The organism is Clostridium tetani (assembly GCF_900167265.1).
GTDB lineage: Bacteria > Bacillota > Clostridia > Clostridiales > Clostridiaceae > Clostridium_G > Clostridium_G tetani.
In genome coordinates this window covers 17,738-40,271 of sequence record NZ_FUWT01000017.1, presented here as the reverse complement: position 1 = coordinate 40,271, position 22,534 = coordinate 17,738, and the positions used below count along the sequence as shown (strand labels likewise).

The window sequence follows — 22,534 nt, the reverse complement described above, 5'->3', positions numbered from 1 at the left end:
GGATGTGAAAATATGAAACTAAAATATAAAAAAATATGTATTTTTGTATTGTCATGTATAGTAAGTGTTTTAGCAAATTTCAATAATGTTTATGCTAAAGATTTAATTATTAATGCAAATAGCAACTTAGATAGTAAAGCTAAGCTAGGTAACGTAGTACCTATAGATATAAATATTGAATCAAAAGAAAATATAGAAGGAAAGTTATGTTTGTATATTTCAAAAGAGAAGTATGAACACCATATAAAAATTTCTTCAGGAGTATCAAATAAATATACCTTTTTAGTACCAGTAAAAAATGGAGTAAAAGAAATGAAGATATCAGTAGAAGAAAATAATAAGGTAGTTAAAGAAAAAAAAATTCCACTGACAGTACATGAATCCAATTCATTATTTATAGGAATTTTTAGTGATAGTGAAAATAACTATAACTATATGAAAAATTTGAAGGTAAATTCATTAGATATAAATAGTAGTGAAACTATTAGTTTAAAAGATAAAGAATTAAGTTTTGAACTTTTAAAAAATTTGAATTTTATAATTTTAGACGATTTTAATTTTGAAAGTTTATCAAATGATAGTAAAGATGCCTTGGATAAATGGCTAAAGCATGGTGGAATTATATTTATAGGAAAAGGAAAAAATGCTTACAAGAATTTGAAAGGACCATTTGAAAATATAAAAAAAATAACATATGTAGATAAAGGGTCAATTATTCCTATAAATTTTGAGTTAAGTGATAAAAACAATATGTCTAAAATTGATGAGATTATTACACAAAACATTAATAATGAAAATTTATACTCTTTAACAGCCAATATAGATTTAAAAAAAGAGGCTACTAAAGCCGAACAACTTAAAGGTTCTGCCAATAATATGCTTAAAGTAAATAAGAATATAATTTATTTTCTAATGGCTGTTTTAATTGTTTATTTAGTATGTTTGACAACTATAGTTTTATTAAAAAAGAGTAGCATGTACATATGGATAGGAATAATTATAATTTTTTCAATAGTAAGTTCTGTAGTATATTTCATTGAAGGAGCTGGAAATCAAAAAATAACAATGGCTTCGCTGAATGAATATTTTAATAAAAATTGTATTAGTAAATCATTAACTAATGTATATCCAAGTAAAAAAGATGTGTCATTATCATCAGATAGTTGGCAATTTATGTCACAACAAGGAACAGGAAAATATACCTTGGATCCAATAGATAAAAAAATTATATATAAAAATCCTAAGGAAACCAATTATTTATACAATGTATCGTTACATAATTTAGAAAAACCTATAAATAATAAATTAAAATTAGAAAATAATCATTTAAAAGGAGAAATAAAAAATCCGTTTCCTTATGAATTAAAAGATTGTATTTTAATAGCTGGTGATAATTTAGTGAAAATAGGCAATATGAAGTCTGGAGAAGCTTTAGAGTTAAATTATGAATTAGATAATAATTTAAAAGGAAGAGGTGATTACGAATACTTAAGTTCAATAGAAAAAGAAATATCAGATAAAGATAAACAAGAATTTCTAAAATACTATTTTAATTTACCTAATACAGAAAAGTTTAATTGTAGATTAATAGGCTTTAGTAATAGAAAGGTATATGAGAAAATTAATAACAAAGAAAGAAAAATAAACTCTATAAATATGGAGATAGCACCAATAGAGATTGAATTATTATCAAAAGAAATTAATATACCTTATGGATTTATAAAACCTATAATAAAAAAAGAAATAAAGGATAGTGAGAATGATATAAGAGAATACACTTTTAAGCAGAAGGAAAGTATAAATTTATACTATGTACTTCCTAAAAATGTGAAATTAAATGAAATCCAATTAAGTGATTCTTTTAAAGATGGAAATTTTTATGTGGAGAGGTTTAACTATGAAACTAATAAATATGAGAAGTTAGATAAATTACTTTTAAATAATATAAAAGACTTACATGGAAAGGTTTTAAATTTAAGAGTAAAAGGAAAAGGAAGATTAATAATTCCTAGTATATATGTAAAAGGAGCTTTAAACTAAGGTGGGATATTTATGAAAAAAAATTTAAAAAATATATACATAGATGATGGATTTATAATGTTAACTTATATTTTTATGAATATATTAGCTTTATTAGCTTATTTGTTTATGGTGCCTTTTAGAGTAGAGGGAATTAATTTTGAAATATATAAAAATACGTATATGTATTTTTATATATTTCAGTTAATTGTATTTTCTTTTTCTATAGTCCATTTTAAAGTAGAAAAAAATATAAGTTTCGAAAATTTATTGGGAAATATTATTAAAACAATAATACTTGTTATTTCTAACATACCCTTAATATTAATTATATTTATATCTGGTAATGTAGAAAGTTTAAATTTTACTTATCCTTTAATTTTACAAACTATTTATGGACTTGCCATAATTAGTTTTAAACATTTATTAAATATTATTGATATAACAGAAAAGTATTCAAGCTTTATAGTTAACTTTAGCGTAACTTTTATAAATATATTCAGCTTTGCTTTTTTATATATTTACTATAAGTATGCTCAAATAGTTATAACTACCATATATGATAAAGATATACCTAAGATATTTTTTATAAACCCTTTAATGAGTATATCAGGGTTTATAAATATGGAGATAACAGAGTATACTCAAATGGGTATAACCCCTATAATATGGGGAATTTGTTTTTGGACAATATGTGCACTTATAAATTTAGTAGTTATAAAAAAAATAGGAGGCCATAGTATTGGAATGGAAAACAATTGAACAGATTTTAAAAAAAATATTAAGAAAGCTATGGCTTGAACGATTACTAAAAAATTTAATTAATGTATTATTAATGTCTTCTATAGGTATTTTTGTATTAGTATTGTATAGCCATTTTACACTAATATTCTACTTAAAAGAAAAGCTATTTTATATAAGTTTTATTTTATTTATAGCAACACTTTTAAAAACTATAATAAAAAAGCCATCCCTAGATGAAGCGGCTAGATTAGGAGATAAATTAGGATTAAAAGAAAAATTATTAACTTATATTGAATTTAATAGTAGAAACGATAAAAGTGAAGTTTTTCAGATTTTTAGGAATGATTTAGAGGACAAACTACAAGAATTTGATTTAATAAAGAAATATAGGATGGATATAAGACCTAAAAAAATATTGGTAGCTTTCATAATTGTAGTTTTAGCTATAGGAACTTACTTCATTCCATCATTTTCAAGAGAAATGGCTTTAGAAAAAGAATCTATAAATAAAAATATAAAAAAAGAAGTATCTAAAATAAAAGAAGAAAAGAAAGATATTGTTGAAAATATTAAAGATAAGGAGACAAAAGAAGAAGTTTCAAAGGTTATAAAAAAGCTAAATAAAGAATTAAATAAAACCTATGAATACGATAAAGCATTAAAACAAATAGCAAAAGCTGAAGAAAAATTAAATTATATAAAAGAAAAAAAATACAATAAAAATTTACAACGAGTTTCTTCATTATTTAAAGGTACAGATATAGAGAATACGGATTTAAACAATAAATTAAAAGATGGAATAATAGATGATAGCATATTAAAAGAAAATAATTTTAGCATATCAAAAGAGGATAAAAAGAAAATTTTAGATAATCTAAAAAGCAATAAAGAATTTTCAAGTAGCAAAGAATTTAAAGATAAAATTCAAAAAGAACTTAGTAAAGAAGATTTAACTACAAAAGATTTAATAAAGTCTATAAAAAATCAAAAGGATGAAATTAAATTTGCATCAGAATTTAGAAATTCAAAAGAAAAACTTACTGCAAAAAAAGATGAAAAGAATTTTGAAAATGGACAAGGAGATAAAAAATCAAAGGATTTTTCTATGGGAGAAAAAGAAAGTTCACATAAATATGGAGAAAGTTCAAAAAATGGTGGAATTCAAGAAAAAATAAAAGGTGAAGGAAACAGTAAAAGTGAAGATAATAATGCAGTTGGCGGAAGTAAGACAGGAAATAATAAGGAAGTAAAAGAAAGTGCTAATAATGGCACTATAGGAAGATATGATAAAGAAACAAAACAAGGAGCAAAAGGCAATATATCAAATTTAAAATCTAAGGTAAACAAAGAAGGAAAGCTAACCAATAAAAGTATTGAAGAAGTAACTGGAGAAATAGGTGAAAGGCAGTATATGAAAAATAAATGGCTTGAATATAAAAAACAAGGCATGGATTATATACTAAAATATGAAATTCCAATAGATAAAGAAGATATTGTAATAGAATATTTTAAAGAATTAAATAATAGGAGGAATTAGAATTGGATCAAATTGGCATAAAAAATTTTTGTGATAGTTACATAGCTGTAGAAGAAGAAATAAAAAAAGGAATAATAGGGCAGGATGAAGTTATAAAAAATCTTCTTATAGGAGTAATTGCGGGAGGAAATGTTCTATTAGAAGGAATGCCAGGTCTTGGGAAGACTCAACTAGTAAAGACTATAGGAAAAGTTTTAGATTTAGAATTTTCAAGAATACAATTTACTCCAGACCTTATGCCTTCAGATATTGTAGGATCAGAAATAATAAGAAAAAAGAATGAAAATATAGAATTTACTTTTAAAAAAGGACCTATATTTAGTTCTATAATTTTAGCAGATGAGATAAATAGAGCAACACCTAAAACTCAAAGTGCTTTACTAGAAGCAATGGAAGAAAAAAGAGTGACAGTGGGAAATAAAACATATGAATTACCAAATCCATTTTTTGTATTGGCAACACAAAATCCTTTGGAAACAGAAGGTACATATCCCCTACCAGAAGCTCAATTAGATAGATTTATGTTTAAGGTAAATATAGATTTTCCTGATATAGAAGCCATATCAACTATAGTGGATTTAACTACCAGTAATTATTCTATAGATGAAAAAATTAATAAAGTATTAGATAGAGAAAAGGTATTAAAGATGAGGGAGATTTCCAGAACAGTGTTAATAGCAGAACCTATAAAAAAAATGGCTATAGATATAGTTGCGAATACGTATAGTGAAAAAACTGATATTCAAACTGTAAAAAAATATGTAAAATGTGGGGCAAGTCTAAGAGCTATTCAATCTATAATCCTCTCTGCTAAAGTAAGAGCATTAATAGATGGAAGATACAATGTATCCTTTGAAGACATTAAGGAAATGGCATATCCTGCATTAAGGCATAGATTATTTTTAAATTTTAATGCTATGTCAGATAAAATTGTGGAAGATAATGTAATTTCAGAGATTTTAAATAAGGTGAATTAAATGGAGAAATTTTTAAGTGAACTTGAACAAGCATCTATTTTAATAAGAAGTAGGATTTCAGGGAGTTTAACTGGTAATTATAAAAGCTCAGCTCTTGGTAATTCATACGATTTCTATGGTATAAGACCTTATTATGAGGGAGATAACATTAGAAATGTAGATTGGAAAGCCTTTGGAAGAATTGAAAAAATATATACTAAACTTTTTACAGAACAGAAGCAAATAAATGTTTCAATACTTTTAGATAGTAGTAAATCCATGGATTTTGGAAAACCTACTAAATGGCATATTGGAAAAATGTGTGCTATTGGATTAAGCTATATAACTTTAAAAGAGTTAAATAAACTAAATCTATATTCATTTAATAAGAATATTCAGCTTAATTTAAATAACTTAAATAGTAAAAAATTATTTTATGAAGTTGTTAAAAATATAGAAAGTATTGAACCTAAAGATGAAACTAATTTAAAAGATATAATTAGAACAACTAATAGTAGGAATGGAGTATTATTTATAATTACAGATTTACTAAGTGAAAATATAAAAGAGTTTTTACAAAGTAGTAAAGGAAAATATGAAAAAGTAGTTCTTATACATATGATGTCAGAAGAAGAGTTAAATCCTAGTATAAAAGGTAAGATTAAATTTATTGATAGCGAAACAGGAGAAGAAAAAATAGGAGATATAGGAGAAAAAGAAATAAAACTATATAAAGAGAAAGCTAGAGAATTTATAAATGAGTGTAAATATGAATGTGAAAAAAGAGGTATAAAATATATATTTGCTAAGGAGTTTCATTCTCCAGTACAAATTATAATGAAGGCGATTGAGGTGGAATAATTATGATGTTTTTAAAACCACTTAGATTAATTGGATTATTGGCATTATCACTCATAGTTATAATTCACTTAAAAAATAAAAAATTAAAGGAACTAAAAGTTTCTAGTACAAAACTTTGGGAAAAAGTTTTTGAAGATATAAGTAAGGTGAAGAAAAGAAAAATTAATAAGTATATTTTATTAGTTTTACATCTTTTAATAGGTATATTTATAATTTGTGCATTTAGTGAACCCATATTTCTAGGAAAGAATAAGGATAATCTATACATTCTAGCTTTTGATTGTTCTATGTCCATGAATGCTATAGAAAAAAATAAAAGTCGCATGGAAATAGCAAAGGAAAAAGCTTTAGAGTATATCAAAAGTCTACCTAAAAATTCAAGAATTAACTTAGTACATATGACAGAAAATACAGAAATAATAAAAGAGAATATAAGTAAATCATATGGAGAAAAAGAAATAAAAAAATTAAAAGCTGTAAAAAAACCTTTAGATTTAGAAAAGAGCAATAATTTTTTAAATAGCTTTGGTAAAAATACAATTATATTTACAGATAAGGATGTATTTAAAAACAATAAGGTAATAAAAATAGGTGAAAAACTAGAAGACATAGGTATAATCCATGGCGGAGTTGATAAAAGTTTAAATAAAAGTTTTTGTATAGTAAAAAATTATGGAGATTTAAAAAAGAAAGTTGATATAGCCTTAAAAGATAATAGAGGAAATGACGTTATACTAAATGAATGTACTTTAAAACCAAAAGAAGAGAAAAAAGTATTTTTCCATAATACACCAAGGAATTTAGAAAAGTTAAACTTTCAAATTATAAATAAAGATATGATTTATGAAAATAATAATTACTCACTAGATTTATCTAAAAATAATAATAAAAAGATACTTCTATTAGGAGAAAATTATTTTATAGAAAAGGCTTTGAAAATTATGCCTAATATAGAGGTTGTAAAAAAAGAACAGGTTGATTTTAATAAAGAAAAGTTTGACTTTTATATTATGTGCAAAGAAGTAAAGGATGCACCAAAAGATGCAAAAATTTGGTGGGTTAATACTCCAAAGGATATGATCTCAAATAATAAAATTAAAGGATATGTAAGTATATGTAAAAATAAAATTACACAAGGAATGGAAAACTTAAAAGTTTATGGAGAAGGAATTGAAATAGTGAATAAAAATGTAAAATCTTTAATGTGTATAGATGATAAAGCTATTATGGCGGCAGATAATAAAGGAAATATATACTCATCTTTAGATTGGACTAACACTGATATGGTTGTAACCCCTGCTTTCCCTGTACTTGTGGATAACATTCTAAAAATAAATCTTAGGGATAATAAAGAGGATTTTCAATATTATGACTATGTAATAAACGAAAATGAACAATTAAATAATAATAAGGAAAGTTTTATATCTTATATAAATACAAGTTTAAAGAATATAGCAATAATAATAGTTCTAATATTGTTAATAGTAGAATGGCAGGTGTTTAAGCTTGGGTATTAACATGAATTTTAATACACAAATATTAATTATATTTATTTTTGTAATTCTTTATTTTATATATGAAGCTTTTAAAAATAGAAAACTGTGGAGTAAGAAAAAAACTATATACTGGGGAATTACAAGGATTTTAATAATATTACTGCTATTTCTAAGTGCGATAAACTTTGAATTTAATTTAAAGAACAGGGATATAACTACTATATTTTTAGTGGATAAATCTTTAAGTGCAAATAAATATGAAAAAAAAATTGAGGAATATGTAAATTATCAAATAGATAATAAGAGTAAAAAAGATAAGGTAGCAGTTATGACTTTTGGGGGAGATATAGCTATAGAATTACCACTTACAAATGAAAAAGAAAAGGTGAAGTTTTCTGCTAATATAAATAAGAATTTTACAGATATAGAAAAGGCAGTGGATTTTTCAATAAACTATTTTCCTAAAAATAATAATAGAAGATTGGTAATTATAACAGATAAAAAAGAAAACAGTGGGAATATAAAAAAAATCAAAAATAAAATAAAAAAAGAAAATATAAACTTAATAATAAAAGAAGTAAAAAATAATTTAGAACAAGATGCACAGCTTGAAAAAGTTATAATTCCTAAAAATATATATAAAAGTGGAAATATAGCTGTAAAAGTCAAGGTATATAGTAATTATAAGGATATTGGGAATTTATATATACATTTAAATAATAAAAAAATACTGCAAAAAAATGTATCAATTAAAAAAGGAGAAAATGAGTTTGAGTTCAACTTACCTATAAAAGATGAAAATAAAATACTTTTAAAAGCAGAAATTGACTTTCCAAAAGATAAAAATACTTTAAATAATGTATATACTTTAGAAAAAAATCTATCAAAAGATCCTAAGATACTTTTAATAGGTGATAAAAATGAAGAGTTAGAAAATATATATAGGCTTTTAAAAAATGTGAATATAGATAGCCAAAAATATTTTTCAAATGAAGTATCTGGAGATGTAAATTTTTTATCTGATTTTAATGAAATTATATTGGTTAATACAGATTATAAAAATCTCCCTAAAGATTTTGACACTAATTTAGAAAAGGTAGTTAAGGAATTTGGTAGCGGATTAATGGTTATAGGTGGAGAAAACTCATTTGCATTAGGATCATATGAAAACACTAAATTCGAAGAGTTACTACCAGTTTCTTGTAATGTGAAAAATAAAAGAAAACAAGGTGATGCAGGAATAGTCTTACTCATAGATTGTTCAGGAAGTATGGATGATGAAAGTGGAGGAGTAAAGAAAATAGAACTTGCAAAACAAGGTGCAATAGAGACAATAAAAGCCTTAGAGTCAGAAGATTATATAGGAATATTAGGATTTTCAGATACTATAGATTGGGTAGTTCCTTTTCAAAAAGCAGAAAATAAGGAAAAGTTAATCAAAGAAGTTGGAAAACTAAAGCCTAAAGGAGGAACTTTAATTATTCCTGGATTAATTGAAGGAGTAAAAACTTTATCAAGTGCAAAAACAAAGGTAAAACATATGATACTTTTAACGGATGGACAAGCAGAAAAAAATGGATTTGATAAATATCTAGAAAATATGAAAAAAAATAATATGACTTTATCCACGGTAGGTCTAGGAGAAGATAGTGATAGAGAAGTTTTAACTCATTTATCAGATTTCACAGGTGGAAGAAAATATTTTTCTAATGATTTTAAAAGTGTACCTATTATATTTGCAAAAGAAACCCGTATATCTCAAAAAAAATATATAAATAATGAAGTATTTACTCCAAAAGAAATACAAAATGATTTTAACAAGGAAGGTAATATACTACCACAGTTAAGAGGATATATGGGAACAGGAATAAAACAAGGTGCCAATCTCATATTAGAAAGCCCTAAGGAAGATCCAATACTTGCAACTTGGAACTGTGGCATTGGAAAAGTAGGGGTCTGGACTTCAGACTTAAATGGTAAGTGGTCAGCAGATTGGATATCTTGGCAAGGCTTTGAAAAATATTGGTCATCCATAATTAATAATTTACTAAAAAATAATAAAGGAGAACTAATGGATGTAGAGATTAATAGAACTGGAGGCAATGTTGAAATACTTGGTAATATAAAAAAACATATTAAGAATGGAGATTTAGAATGTATTGCTATAGGACCTGATAATAAAGAAGAAAAAATAACCATGTTTATAGAAGAAAAAAATAAGTTTAAAGGTAATTTTTCTTTAAACAATGTAGGAAAGTACAAGTTTTTTATAAATTTAAAAGAAGAAGAGCAGATTTTAAATAGAGTAGAGGAAGGCGTTTACCTTGATTACTCACCTGAACATGCTATAGAAAATAATAATTATAATTTAGATGAAATTTTATTAGAGTATAATGGCAAGTATTTATCTGGAAATGAAAATGTTTTTAACGAAAATATAGTTAATAGAAATATATCCTATATTAATTTAGATTTTATATTATTACCATTAGCATTTTTAATATTTTTAATTGATATATTTTTAAGATTTAACTATTAAAGGAGGCAACAAGGCATTGGAAAAGAAAAAAAGTTTTAAGGGTATCATAGTCTTTCTTATATTGGCTATTACTCTTGGAGGATTTGGCTATAGAAATAGTGATATCTATAGAAGAAAATCACTTAAGAAAAAAATTCATGCTGCATCTCAAAAAACTATACAGTATTACTATGATGAATATAAACCACAGCAATTTGCAGGTATATTAGATTGGCCGGCATTGGGGCTATATGGCTTAGGAGAAGACGTAAGTGGAGAAGTTTGGACTGTGAATGGTAAAAATGGAGCCTATTGGAGAGAACAGCAAGTAAAATCAGGAGATGGTCTTTCCAAGACAAAGAACACAGACTATCAAAGAACGATAATAGGAATAACTTCCGCTAATAAAGATCCTAGGAATTTTGGAGGAGTTAACTTAGTAAAAGATGTTAAGAAAACTATGTTAAATAATGGGCATTTTGCAGATTCTGTAGAAGATAGAAGAACCAAAAAACCAATAGGAGATGACCTTATAAATGCTCAATGTTTTGGGATTATAGCCCTTCATTGTGCTGGTGAACCCATACCAAATAGAGATAAGGCAATAAGATGGTTAGAGAAAAATCAACATATAGATGGGGGATTTACTTGGGATGTAAAGGATTATGACAATAAGGAAGATTATCAAAAAGTTGTATCCGATGTAGATATGACAGCAGCCGTACTTATGGCTTTTAGTATATTGGGAGTTGATAAAGAATATCCAGCAGTAAGAAGAGCATTAGAATTTATAGAAAAACAGCAGCTTGAGAATGGTGGTTTTAAATCTTGGGGAGTAGAAAACCCTGAAAGTACAGTATGGGCTATGCAGGCACTTTTAATGTATGGAGAAAATCCATTAACTAATAAATGGGCAAAAGGTAAGGAGAAGAGTAGTCCTATAGACTTTATTTTAAAACACCAATTAGAAAATGGAGCCTTTACTCATGTATTAGATGAAAAAGACATGTTGCCAGTATATGACAATAGCATGACTACTTATGAATGTCTATATGGTATGGCAGATGCTTATAATGAGGAAACAACTTATAGTAAACTATTTAAAGCCAATAAACCAAAGGCAGAAAAAGTATTATTTAATGATTTTAAAGAAAAAGACTATGGCTATGTTGAGGCAGTACAAATGGCATATGATTATATAATGGATATTTATAGTGATGGGACATTTAAGCCAAATAAAAATATAACAAAAGGTGAATTAGCTAGATACTTAGTAAATGCATTAAATCTTCAAGGAGAATTTTATAACAAATATAGTGGTGATGAATTAAGATTTGTTAGAGAAAATAGGAAATCTGATGTATTAGCAATAGATAAAGATGAAAATTATATAGAACTTTGCATAGAAAAAGAATTATTTAAGGGGATATCATCTTTAAATAAAAAAGGAGATAAAGATAAAAAAATTATAGGAAGTGAGCTTATAACAGCATTGGAAAATGGAGCAAAACTTAAAAATGTAAATAAAGATAAACTTGTATTTAACAATTTCAGTACCAGTGAAACTGTCAATAGAGCACAATGTGCGATAAGTTTTTCAAGATTTAGACAATTGATGAAATAAGTCTGCTCCATATCCATGTTGTTTATATAAATATATACGTTTTTAATTATATCAAATTTATAAGTTTTGAAAAAGAGGAGGTAGGTATATTTAGAGATACATAAAAACAATTTATATAATTATATAAAATTTAAATAGGAGGTTAGAAAATGTTTAAAAAGAAGCAGGTTAAGGGTTTACTCTGCATGCTTATGACTTTTTTAATGGTTTTTACTACTGTAGATACTGGAATATTAGGTATGAAACAAGTATTCGCAGAAACTATTAAAAAAGAAAGTATACCTACAGAAGTGAAAGAGGATTCAGAAGAGAAAAAAGATGTAGAAAAAAATAAATCTGTAGATACTGATAAAAAGCAGGAATTAACTGATGATAAATCAAGAAATGAAAAAATTTACAATGATAAAATAGTACATAAAGCACAAAGTGAGAGTATTGGAACAACCTCTATAAAAATAGTCAATGATCTTAGTAAAGTTAAAGTTGGAAATAAAGTAGAACTGGAGGTAAAGAACGACAGTAATGTAGTAATTCCTACGGAAAGTTTGTTATTTACAGTAAGTAATGAGAAATTAGTAAAAGAACAGATAGATAAAAATCTCGCATATATTCTTAAAAATGTAGAGAATCCTTCACTTGGAACAGGTAAAGGGGAATGGTCTATTCTTTGTTTAGCAAGAGGGAACTATCCTGTACCTAAAGGTTACTATGATAAATATTACAAAAATGTAGTAAAAGAAGTACAAAATGCAAAAGGAAATTTGCATAAAGTAAAGTATACAGAGCATTCAAGGTTAATTTTAGGACTAGCTTCTATAGGAAGAGATATTAAAAATGTAGGTGGATATAATCAATTAGAAAAACTTGCAGATTTTAAGACAGTTATTAGGCAAGGTATTAATGGTCCAATATTTGCACTTATAGCTCTTGATACACACAATTATGAAATACCTATAGTAAATAATGTAAAAGTACAAACTACAAGGGATATGCTTGTTCAGTATATTCTAGATAAAGAAATTAAAAAAGGAAAAGAAAATGCTGGTGGATGGGCATTATATGGTGAAACTCCAGATCCTGATATTACTGCAATGGCTATACAAGGACTTACTCCATATTATAAAGGAAATCCTGAAGTGAAAGCAGCTGTAGATAGAGCTATTTCTTGGTTATCAAGTGCACAAAAAGATGATGGCGGATATTCAAGCTGGGGATCAATAAATAGTGAAAGTATTGCACAGGTTGTAGTAGCTTTAACAGGACTAGGAATAAATCCTCATAAAGATTCAAGATTTATAAAAAAAGGAAATTCAGCTATAGATGCGCTATTAACTTTCGCAGATCCAAAAGGTGGATTTATGCATGTTAAACCGGGAGGTAATACTAACGGTGGTGCAGCAGCAGGAGTAATAGACGGAATGGCAACTGATCAAGGTACATATGCTTTAATTGCATATGATAGATTTGTAAACAGTAAAAATAGACTTTATGATATGACCGATGTAATTGTTAAAGCAGAAGAATCACATAAACCAGAGAATTTTAAAGCTGAAAGAATAGGAGAAGAAAATTTAAAGAAAAATTCAAGTGCTCAAGTTAAATTTGACGTAGAAAATATATCAAAAGAAGACGAAGAGGTTGCATTAGCAATAGTTTTATATGATAAAAATACTAATGAAATGATAAATTACAGTTATGTTAAAAAGATATTAAAATCAGGAAAAAAGGAAGTATTTGCAGCTGGTTTTATAATACCAGAAAAAGGAGACTATTTAGTTAAGGCTATAATTTGCGATGATTTAAATCCAAAAAAGATGAATGTGTTAGCAGATCCAATTAAAATAGAAGTAGAGTAGTTAAAACTCAATAAAAAATATTGTAGTATTAAGGGGATTTAATACTACAATATATCTTAAAATAAGGAGAGAAAGATATGAAAAAGTTTTGGAAAAGTTTTATGGCTACATTACTTATAGTGATAAGCATGACTTGTACAGTTTTTGCAAAAGTGGATGTAAAAGTTAATGTAAGTGGAAATGATGTAATAATAAATGGTAGATCTAATCATACAGGTCAAAATGTTATGATACAAACATGGAGTGGAGATAAAAAATATTATATAGATGCAGATAAAACAGATAAAGAAGGTAGTTTCCAATTTAAGTTTAAAACAGCTGATAATATGGACTATGATGGCAAGATAAATGTAGGAGGAGAATTACAAGATATTAAATTTTCTACCAAACATATAAAATTAAACAAAAATAATATAGAGTTAAAAGTAGGAGAAAGTGAAAAATTAATAGCTACTATAACGTCAGAAAGTAATACAAATAAAAAATTAATATGGAAGTCCTCTGATAAAAATATTGCTACAGTAGATACAGAAGGTGAAGTTAAAGCCATAAAAGAAGGAAAAACTACAATAGAAGTAACAACAGAGGATGGTGCTAAAAAAGATACATGTATTGTAAATGTAGTAAAGAGTTCTGGTGGTAGTAGCGGTGGCGGTGGTGGTACACCGTCAAAACCAGATGGTAATGAAGTTAAAGTATTTATTAGAGTAGAAGGATATGACAGAACTGTAGTTCCTAGAACAGAAGTAAAAGTAAAATTATTTAATTTAAATTCCTATTTAGGTAAAGCTACAGGTTCTTCAGCTGAACCTTCAAAAGGATGGAATGTAGATAAATTTGATAGACCAACTCATGCTCATGCCATAGTAAAACTATTAAATGATAAACACATAAAATATGATTTTCAAGATTATGGATGGAGCATATATATGGCAGAAATAGCCGGGGACAGGGAATTTGATCATAGACCTACCTCAGGTTGGATGTACAGTGTAAATGGTAAACTTCCTGCTGTTGGAAGTAATGGACTACCAGTAAGAGATGGAGACGAAGTAGTATGGTTCTTTGGAGCATATGGATTTGACACTATAGTTACTACTTTAGAATCAAATAAAACTAAAGTAAAAGCGGGAGAAGAAATAGAAGTACAGTTAGATGGTTTCAGCACAGTAGGTGCTAATGGAGAAGGTCAAGTTGATGATTATGGACAGATAAAAGAACCAGTAAATGAAGCTACTATATTGGTAAATGGACAAGAATATAAATTAGATGGAAAAGTTGTAAAAACGGATAGTAATGGTAAAGCTAAATTAAAATTTGATAAGGATGGAATTTATAAAATTTCAGCAATTAGATATAAAAAAGATCAAGGTAAGAAAATAGATATAGTAAGACCTCAACCATTAGAAATAAAGGTAGGAGAAGGAAAATCTTCAGGCGGTGGCGGTAGTAGTGCTGCTGTAAAGGAAGAACAAAAACAAGAAGCTTTAAAGGAATTAGAGGAAAGACTTAAAAAAGTTTCAATAAAAGATAATGAGCTTAATGTAAAAAAAGAAGAAGAAAAAACTATAGTATCTGCGGGAGAATATGTACTTTATTCAGCTATAAAAGAAGCAGAAGGAATAATTAGAGAAATAAATGAAAGATATAAAGATATAGAGTTAGGAGAAGATGTAAATATAATTCCTATAGATACAAGCAAAATAACAGGTGAAAATATTGCATTTAGATTAGAAGATAATTCAATTAAAGCTTTAAATGATAAAGGATTTGGAGTGAAAATTGTATTTGATAATATAGAAGTTAAAGTTCCAAACAAGATAATATCTCAAGAAAGAAGTGGAAAAGAGCTAGAAATAAGAAAAAGCAATGTATCTAAAGATGTAGAGAATAAAATAGTAAATAGTTTAAATGATAAAGTACTATTACCTTCATATAGTGTGTCTTTATATGAAGTAGGAAGTAGTGAAAAGAAAATTAGTATGAAGGGAACAGAAATTTTAGTTAAGGTTGATGGCAAATACTTTAAAGACATAAGGAAAAATGGAACAAAAATAAAATTATATGATAGTGAAAATGGCAAATGGATATTGTTAAAATCAAAATTTGATGCAAAGACTAATAGAGTTATTGGACAAGTAAAATAACTTAATTAATTTGATATATAAGGTAATTTATTTACCTTATATATCAAAGAAAAATTTTAAAGGTTCATGGAGGAATCTATATAAAATGAACAAAAAAAAGAAGATAATAATAGCTTGTATAGCTATGTTAACTATAGCTGTGGGAGGATTATTTATTAAGAATTATAACATGAAGGATCAATCCACAACTTTCACAAGGGTAGTTCAAGATGAAAATAAAAAGAATAATAAAAAAGAGAATAAAAAGGAAGAGCCTAAGAAAGAAGAAGTCAAAAAGAAAGACCAGGAGAAAAAGAAGGAAGAAGAAGAAAAGAAAAAGGAAGATAATAAAAAAGAAGAAAAAAAAGAGATAAAACAAAACCCTTTAGTTGAAGCAAAGAAGCCTTCATCAAATTCTTCCATTGATGGAAGTAAAAAGACAGTTTATATAAGGGTGGAAGGCTATGATAGAACTTTTGTACCGCGAACAAAGATAACTACAGGAGCTTTTGATTTAAACCCTTATTTAGGTCCAGCAACAGGTTCTTCAGCAACAGCTTCTAAAGGCTGGGGAATGGATAAATTTAAAGAACCAACCAATGCCCATGCTATAGTTAAAGCTTTAGAAAGTAACGGATATAAGAAAGAAGTAGGTTACGACTTTCAAGATTATGGCTGGGGTCTTTATATAGCTATGATAGGTGGAAATAGAGAGTTTGATTATAGAAGTACTTCAGGATGGATGTACAGAGTAAACAATGTACTTCCGAATGTAGGATGTCAAGGAACAGCTCTTAAAAATGGAGATGAAATACTATGGTATTTTGGAGCCTATGGTTTTGATACTTTAGCTACGGAATTAGAGGGGAATACTACCAATGTAAGTACAGGGCAAGATGTAACAGTAACCTTAAATGGTATAAAAAATGATATAAATACTTGGAAAGAATTTAGAGAACCAGTAAAGGGAGCAACTATATATGCTAATGGAAATCCTTTAAATATAGATGGTAGCAATATTCTCACAGATGGTGAAGGAAAGGCAACTATAAAATTTGATAAACCAGGTACTTATACATTATCAGCAGAAAGAATTAACAATAAGAACTTAAGAGATATAGTAAGACCACGACCATTTACTATAACTGTTAAATAATAAGATACTTACTATAGTAAAGGGGTTTTTATGAAATGAATAATAAAAAAAAGATAATAATAGCTTGTATAACTATATTATCTATGTTTCTTTGTGGGATATTTATAAAAAGTTATAAGACAAATAGTGAAACAACATCTTCTACAAGGGTAGTACAAGAGGAAAAGAAAAAACAGGATAAAGAACAACAAGAAAAAAAGAAGGAAGAAAATAGTAACAAAGATGAAGGTAAAGAGAAAACGGAAGAAGCTAAAGAGAAAGAAGAAGAAAAGAAAAAAAAGGACAAGGGAAAAGAAAAGGCTAAAAAGAAAGAAGAAGAAAAGAAAGAAACATTAAAGGAAGAAAAGAAACCTTCATCAAATCCTTCTAGAAGTGAAAATGAGGAAATCGGAGAAAAAAGAACAGTTCATATAAGAATAGAAGGCTATGATAAGACTTTAGTTTCAAGAACAAAGATAACTACAGGAATATTTGATTTAAACCCTTATTCAGGTCCAGCTACAGGTTCTTCAGCTACCCCTTCTAAAGGATGGGGGATAGATAAATTTAAAGAACCTACAAATGCTCATGCGGTGGTGAAAGCTTTAGAACAGAATGGATTCAAAAAAGGATCAGGTTATGATCTTCAAGACTATGGCTGGAGCTTATACATAGCTATGGTAGGTGGAGATAGAGAATTTGATTATAGAAGTACCTCAGGATGGATGTATAGGGTAAACAATGTACTTCCTAATGTTGGTTGTCAAGGAAGACCTATAAATAATGGAGATGAAATATTATGGTATTTTGGAGCCTATGGCTTTGATACTTTAGCTACAGAATTAAAAGTAAATGTGGACAGTATAGGTGTAGGGCAATCTATAACCGTAACTTTAAATGGTATAAAAAATGATATAAATACTTGGAAAGAATTTAGAGAACCAGTAAAGGGAGCAACTATATATGCTAATGGAGCTCCTTTAAATATAGGTGGTAGCAATATTCTCACAGATGATAAAGGAAAAGCTGTTATAAAATTTGATAAATCAGGTACTTATACATTATCAGCAGAACGAATTAATAATAAAAACTTAAGAGACATAGTAAGACCACAACCAATTACTATAACTGTTAAGTAATAAAAAGGAAGGGTGATATTGTGAAAAAGAGAATTAAGTCTATTTTGTCTTTTATTATAACATTTATGTTTATGTTCACATATATAAGCATAATTCCAGTAAAGGCAAGTAGTAATAATGAAGAACTATTGAAAAAAGTAAATACGTCTATAAACAATGTTCATAAATTTATAGTTAAAAATGGTACATGGAGTAGTGATTGGAAGACAGTAGCCTTTAATAAATCAGGACTTCAATTACCTAAAAATTATAATTATAAGTATTTAGAAGATACTAAAAAATTATTAAAAGATTCTAAAGGATATTTTTATAAAGTAACTGACTATGAAAGAATAACTTTAGGGGTTGTGGCAGCAGGGGGAGATCCAAGAAATGTAGGAGGATACAATATTTTAGATAAAATATATAATTTCCATGATCCTAAAAATCCGAATAGAAAAATTGATTTTCAGGGATTAAATGGAGTTATATATGCTCTCATAGCTTTAGACACCAAAAATTATGAAATACCAGCTGGAGCTAAGTTTACAAGAGAATATATGTTAGATTATGTTTTAGAAAACAGAAATACTGATGGTGGATGGGACCTAAATATGAGTGGAAATAAAAGTGATGTAGATATAACTTCTATGACACTTATAGCTTTAGCACCACATCATGATTATGTAAGTAAAAATGGTAAAAAAGTTACAGATGCTATTAAAGGTGCTATAGATTGGTTATCAAAGGTTCAAAGACAAGATGGAGGATTTAATTCTTGGTTTACGGAAAATAATAGTGAAAGTTGTGCTCAAACTATAATAGGACTTTGTGCCAATGGAATAGATCCTACAAGTGCTAAATTTACTAAAAACAGAAATTTGGTGGAAAATCTATTAAGATTTCAACAATCAAATGGTGAATTTTATCATTTGATGGATGGTAGTGAAGGTGTAAATGGAATGTCAACGGAGCAAGCATACCAAGCTATACTTGCATATAGAGATTTTGCAAAAGAAAAAGGTTCAATATATTGGTTTGATAATAAGAAGGTTCCAACTACATTTAAAGATTTAAATGGAGAATCAAATAATAAATCAGAAGATTTAAAGGATGTAGAAAATAATAAAGTACAAAGAATTAAAGGAAAAGATAGGTTTGAAACTTCAGTAAAAATTGGTAACAAATTTAGATTAGAAAATGGAGAAGAAAAATTAAAAAATGTAATAGTATCTTCAGCTTTTGGATTTGCAGATTCATTAAGTGGAAGTATCTTATCTAAAAAATTAGATGCTCCAATAATGTTAACAGGAAATAATGAAAGTAGTAGTAAAGAAGCTATTGAATATATAAAAAATAATGTTGATAAAAAGGGAAATGTCTATATATTAGGTGGAATAGCTTCTGTAAATAGCACTATAGAAAACACCATAAAAAACAATGGATATAATATAAAAAGATTGAGTGGAGAAGATAGATATGGAACATGTAACTCAATTGTAAAAGAATTTGGAGTAAAAGAAGGTACCCCAGTAGTAATAGTAAATGGATTAAATTTTGCAGATGCATTAAGTGTAAGTGCACCGGCAAGTATAAAAGGATATCCTGTATTACTAAGTGGAAATGGAGCATTACCTGAATATGCTAAAAGTATTATAAAAACTGCAAAACCTTCAGAAGTTTTTATAATTGGAGGAGAAGGTGCATTAAGTAAGAACATAGAAGATGAAGTTAAAAAAATACATTCATCATCGAAAATAACTAGATTAAGTGGAAAAGATAGATATGAAACTTCATTAAAGGTAAATAAATATTTTGATAACAATGAAACAGTAATAATGGCTTCAGGAATAAATTATCCAGATGCCCTATCAGGAAGTGCACTAGCAGGAAAGTTAAACGCCTCTTTACTTTTAATAAATGCTGGAAGTTTAAATAATCAAATTAAATTTATTAATAAGGAAAAAACAAAAGAGGTAATTCTATTAGGAGGAGAAGGTGTATTAAGTAAAAAAGTAGAAAATTCTATAAAAAAATCTTTCTAATATATGAACAGTTTAAAATAAAGTTAAATTACAGAAGAAGGGTGATCTTGTGAGAAAAAGGATTAAATCAATTATAGTTTTAGCTATGACAGTTATGCTAAGCTATACAAATGTTAGTTTAGTAAAAGCTAATAAAATTGGTACAGAAGAAAAATTAAAAAGTGACTACTTGGTAGTCATTAGAGAAGATAAGATACAAAGAATTAAAGGAAAAGATAGATTTGATACATCAGTAAATGTAGGGAAAAAATACAGAGAAGAAAATGGAGAAGAAAAATTAAAGAATGTAATAGTATCTTCAGCTTTTGGCTTTGCAGATTCATTAAGTGGAAGTATTTTATCTAAAAAATTAGATGCACCTATAATACTAATAGGAAATAATGCAAATAATAGTAAACAAGCTATTGAATATATAAAAGATAATGTAGATAAAGGCGGAAATGTTTATATATTAGGTGGAACAGCAGTTATAAATAGCACTTTAGAAAACACTATAAAAAATAGTGGATATAGCACAAAAAGATTAAGTGGAAAAGATAGGTATGGAACTTGCAATGCCATTGTAAATGAATTTGGAGTAAAGGAAAATACTCCAGTAGTTATAGTAAATGGACTAAACTTTGCAGATGCATTAAGTGTAAGTGCACCAGCAAGTATTAAAGGATACCCAGTATTATTAAGCGCAAATAAAGCATTACCTGAATATGCAAAGAATGTTATAAAAACTTCAAAACCTTCAGAGGTATATATAATTGGAGGAGAAGGAGTACTAAATAAAAATGTAGAAAATGAAATTAAAAAAATTCAATCATCTACTAAAATAACTAGATTAAATGGAAAAGATAGATACGAAACTTCATTAAAGGTAAATGAACATTTTGCCAATAGAGAAACAGTTATAATGGCATCAGGAACAAATTACCCAGATGCTCTATCTGGAAGTGCATTAGCAGGAAAATTAAATGCTTCTCTTCTTCTTGTAAACGATGGAAGCTTAAATAAGCAAATTAAATTTATAGATAAAGAAAAAACAGATGGAGTAATACTTCTTGGGGGAGAAGGTGTATTAAGTAAAAAGGTGCAAAATGCAATAGAAAATATATTTAAATAATGCACTTAAAAAGATGATATTCTATAACGTAGAGTATCATTTTTTAAGCATATTAATATCTAATGCATAGGGAAAAACTTCAAAAAATATTTGTTTTTTTAAACAATTTTTAATATTTTGTGATATAATAGCATATATAATAACAATTTATCAAGAATATGGACATGTTATTAATAAATCCATGTAATGGTTAATGATATCCATATTAAAATTTCAAAAAAGGAGGGTGAGATCAGTATACTATGTTATTAAACATTCTATATTTTAAGGGGGAGAATTAATATGTTAAAAAAGTCTAAATTTAAAAAGATAATTTCTACTTCAATTATGACATTAATGCTAGCAGGTACTATAGACAGTGGAATACTTGGAATGAGACAAGTATATGTACATGCTGCTGAAAGTACACAAGTACAAACAGTATTAAAGAAATCTGTATCATTAGAGGATGTAATACAAAGAACTTGCAAGGCAGTTTTGGAAAATCATTATTCCATGGATTGGGCTGCCATAGGTCTTGACAGAGCAGGAAATAGGCACATGATTCCTGCAGATTATCTACAAAAAGTTGAAGAATATTTAAAAGATCCAAAAAATCAAAGTCTATTTGAAAGTAGACCTACAGAATATGAAAGAATAACACTTGGAGTATTAGCAGCAGGTGGAGATCCTACAAATGTTAATGGATCAGGAATAAATCTTATAGAAAAGATATACAATGCAGATCTTGAATCACAAGGAATTAATGCATTAGTATTTGGTCTTATTGCATTAGATGCAAAAGGATATGAAATTCCTGAAGATGCAACATGGAATAGAGAAAAATTAGTAAATGCAATATTAGATAAGCAATGTGATGATGGAGGATGGGCATTCTTTGGTTCTAATGGTGATCCAGATATGACAGGAATGGCAATGACATCATTAGCTCCTTATAAAAAAGGGAAAAAAGTGCTTGAATTAGATAATGCTAAAGTGAATAGTGCTGTAAATGAAGCTGTAGAATTTTTATCTGATATACAAAATGCTACAGGTGGATTTGAATCTTGGGGAACAGTAAATTCAGAAAGTTGTGCTCAAGTTATAATGGGGCTTTGCACAAATGGAATAGATGCAGGAAAAGATAAGAAATTTGTGAAAAATGGTAGAAGTGTTGTAGATGCACTTTTAAGCTTTGAAGTTGAAGGTGGGGGATTTGCTCACATAAATGATGAACGATTTGGTGGAGTTAATGGAATGGCAACAGAACAAGCATTATATGCACTAGATCAATATAAACTTTATTTAGATACAAAGGGACAAGGTTCAATCTATGATTGGAGTACATATCCATCATCAGTAATAAAATAATAGATATTTGAAATTTAGATGTATAAGACAAATGGGGA

The 22,534-nt window shown here is 27.3% G+C and carries 15 protein-coding genes; all 15 read left to right on the top strand.

What is annotated here, in order from left to right:
• The first annotated feature begins 12 nt into the window (after positions 1-12).
• The 15 genes from B5D21_RS11740 to B5D21_RS11670 all read left to right on the top strand — a co-directional run bounded on the left by B5D21_RS11740 (position 13) and on the right by B5D21_RS11670 (position 22,496).
• Positions 13-2,040, top strand: coding sequence for a hypothetical protein (locus tag B5D21_RS11740; protein WP_011099026.1), 2,028 nt, complete (start codon positions 13-15; stop codon positions 2,038-2,040).
• Between the two features lie 12 nt (positions 2,041-2,052).
• On the top strand, positions 2,053-2,781 hold the full coding sequence (locus tag B5D21_RS11735) for a hypothetical protein (protein ID WP_011099027.1): 729 nt from the start codon (positions 2,053-2,055) through the stop codon (positions 2,779-2,781).
• Positions 2,762-4,300, top strand: a complete 1,539-nt coding sequence (locus tag B5D21_RS11730; RefSeq protein ID WP_011099028.1) for a hypothetical protein — start codon at positions 2,762-2,764, stop codon at positions 4,298-4,300. The genes B5D21_RS11735 and B5D21_RS11730 overlap by 20 nt, the downstream gene beginning before the upstream one ends.
• A 2-nt stretch (positions 4,301-4,302) precedes the next feature.
• A complete protein-coding gene (locus B5D21_RS11725; RefSeq protein ID WP_011099029.1) occupies positions 4,303-5,277 on the top strand; it encodes an AAA family ATPase in 975 nt (324 codons plus the stop codon).
• Complete coding sequence (locus B5D21_RS11720; RefSeq protein ID WP_011099030.1) at positions 5,278-6,117, top strand: DUF58 domain-containing protein; 840 nt, start codon at positions 5,278-5,280, stop codon at positions 6,115-6,117.
• A gap of 2 nt (positions 6,118-6,119) precedes the next feature.
• On the top strand, positions 6,120-7,634 hold the full coding sequence (locus B5D21_RS11715; protein WP_011099031.1) for a vWA domain-containing protein: 1,515 nt from the start codon (positions 6,120-6,122) through the stop codon (positions 7,632-7,634).
• A 1-nt stretch (position 7,635) separates the two neighbouring features.
• Positions 7,636-10,152 (top strand): VWA domain-containing protein, encoded by a 2,517-nt coding sequence (locus B5D21_RS11710; RefSeq protein ID WP_128993743.1) that lies wholly within the window; start codon positions 7,636-7,638, stop codon positions 10,150-10,152.
• 16 nt (positions 10,153-10,168) lie between these two features.
• The gene (locus B5D21_RS11705) at positions 10,169-11,755 is read left to right on the top strand and encodes a prenyltransferase/squalene oxidase repeat-containing protein (RefSeq protein WP_011099033.1); all 1,587 of its coding nucleotides are present in this window, start codon (positions 10,169-10,171) and stop codon (positions 11,753-11,755) included.
• A 149-nt stretch (positions 11,756-11,904) separates the two neighbouring features.
• Positions 11,905-13,611 carry a prenyltransferase/squalene oxidase repeat-containing protein gene (locus B5D21_RS11700; protein WP_011099034.1) on the top strand — a complete coding sequence of 569 codons (1,707 nt, stop codon included), beginning with the start codon at positions 11,905-11,907 and terminating at the stop codon, positions 13,609-13,611.
• Positions 13,612-13,688: 77 nt separating this feature from the next.
• Complete coding sequence (locus tag B5D21_RS11695) at positions 13,689-15,758, top strand: Ig-like domain-containing protein (protein WP_035127494.1); 2,070 nt, start codon at positions 13,689-13,691, stop codon at positions 15,756-15,758.
• Positions 15,759-15,843: 85 nt separating this feature from the next.
• Positions 15,844-16,893: a DUF4430 domain-containing protein gene (locus B5D21_RS11690; protein WP_035124312.1), complete on the top strand. Its 1,050-nt coding sequence runs from the start codon at positions 15,844-15,846 to the stop codon at positions 16,891-16,893.
• 35 nt (positions 16,894-16,928) lie between these two features.
• Positions 16,929-18,011 (top strand): DUF4430 domain-containing protein, encoded by a 1,083-nt coding sequence (locus B5D21_RS11685; RefSeq protein WP_011099037.1) that lies wholly within the window; start codon positions 16,929-16,931, stop codon positions 18,009-18,011.
• A 20-nt stretch (positions 18,012-18,031) separates the two neighbouring features.
• The gene (locus B5D21_RS11680; protein WP_011099038.1) at positions 18,032-20,035 is read left to right on the top strand and encodes a cell wall-binding repeat-containing protein; all 2,004 of its coding nucleotides are present in this window, start codon (positions 18,032-18,034) and stop codon (positions 20,033-20,035) included.
• A 49-nt stretch (positions 20,036-20,084) separates the two neighbouring features.
• Complete coding sequence (locus tag B5D21_RS11675; protein ID WP_011099039.1) at positions 20,085-21,146, top strand: cell wall-binding repeat-containing protein; 1,062 nt, start codon at positions 20,085-20,087, stop codon at positions 21,144-21,146.
• Positions 21,147-21,428: 282 nt separating this feature from the next.
• Positions 21,429-22,496 carry a prenyltransferase/squalene oxidase repeat-containing protein gene (locus B5D21_RS11670; RefSeq protein ID WP_011099040.1) on the top strand — a complete coding sequence of 356 codons (1,068 nt, stop codon included), beginning with the start codon at positions 21,429-21,431 and terminating at the stop codon, positions 22,494-22,496.
• Positions 22,497-22,534 lie beyond the last annotated feature (38 nt).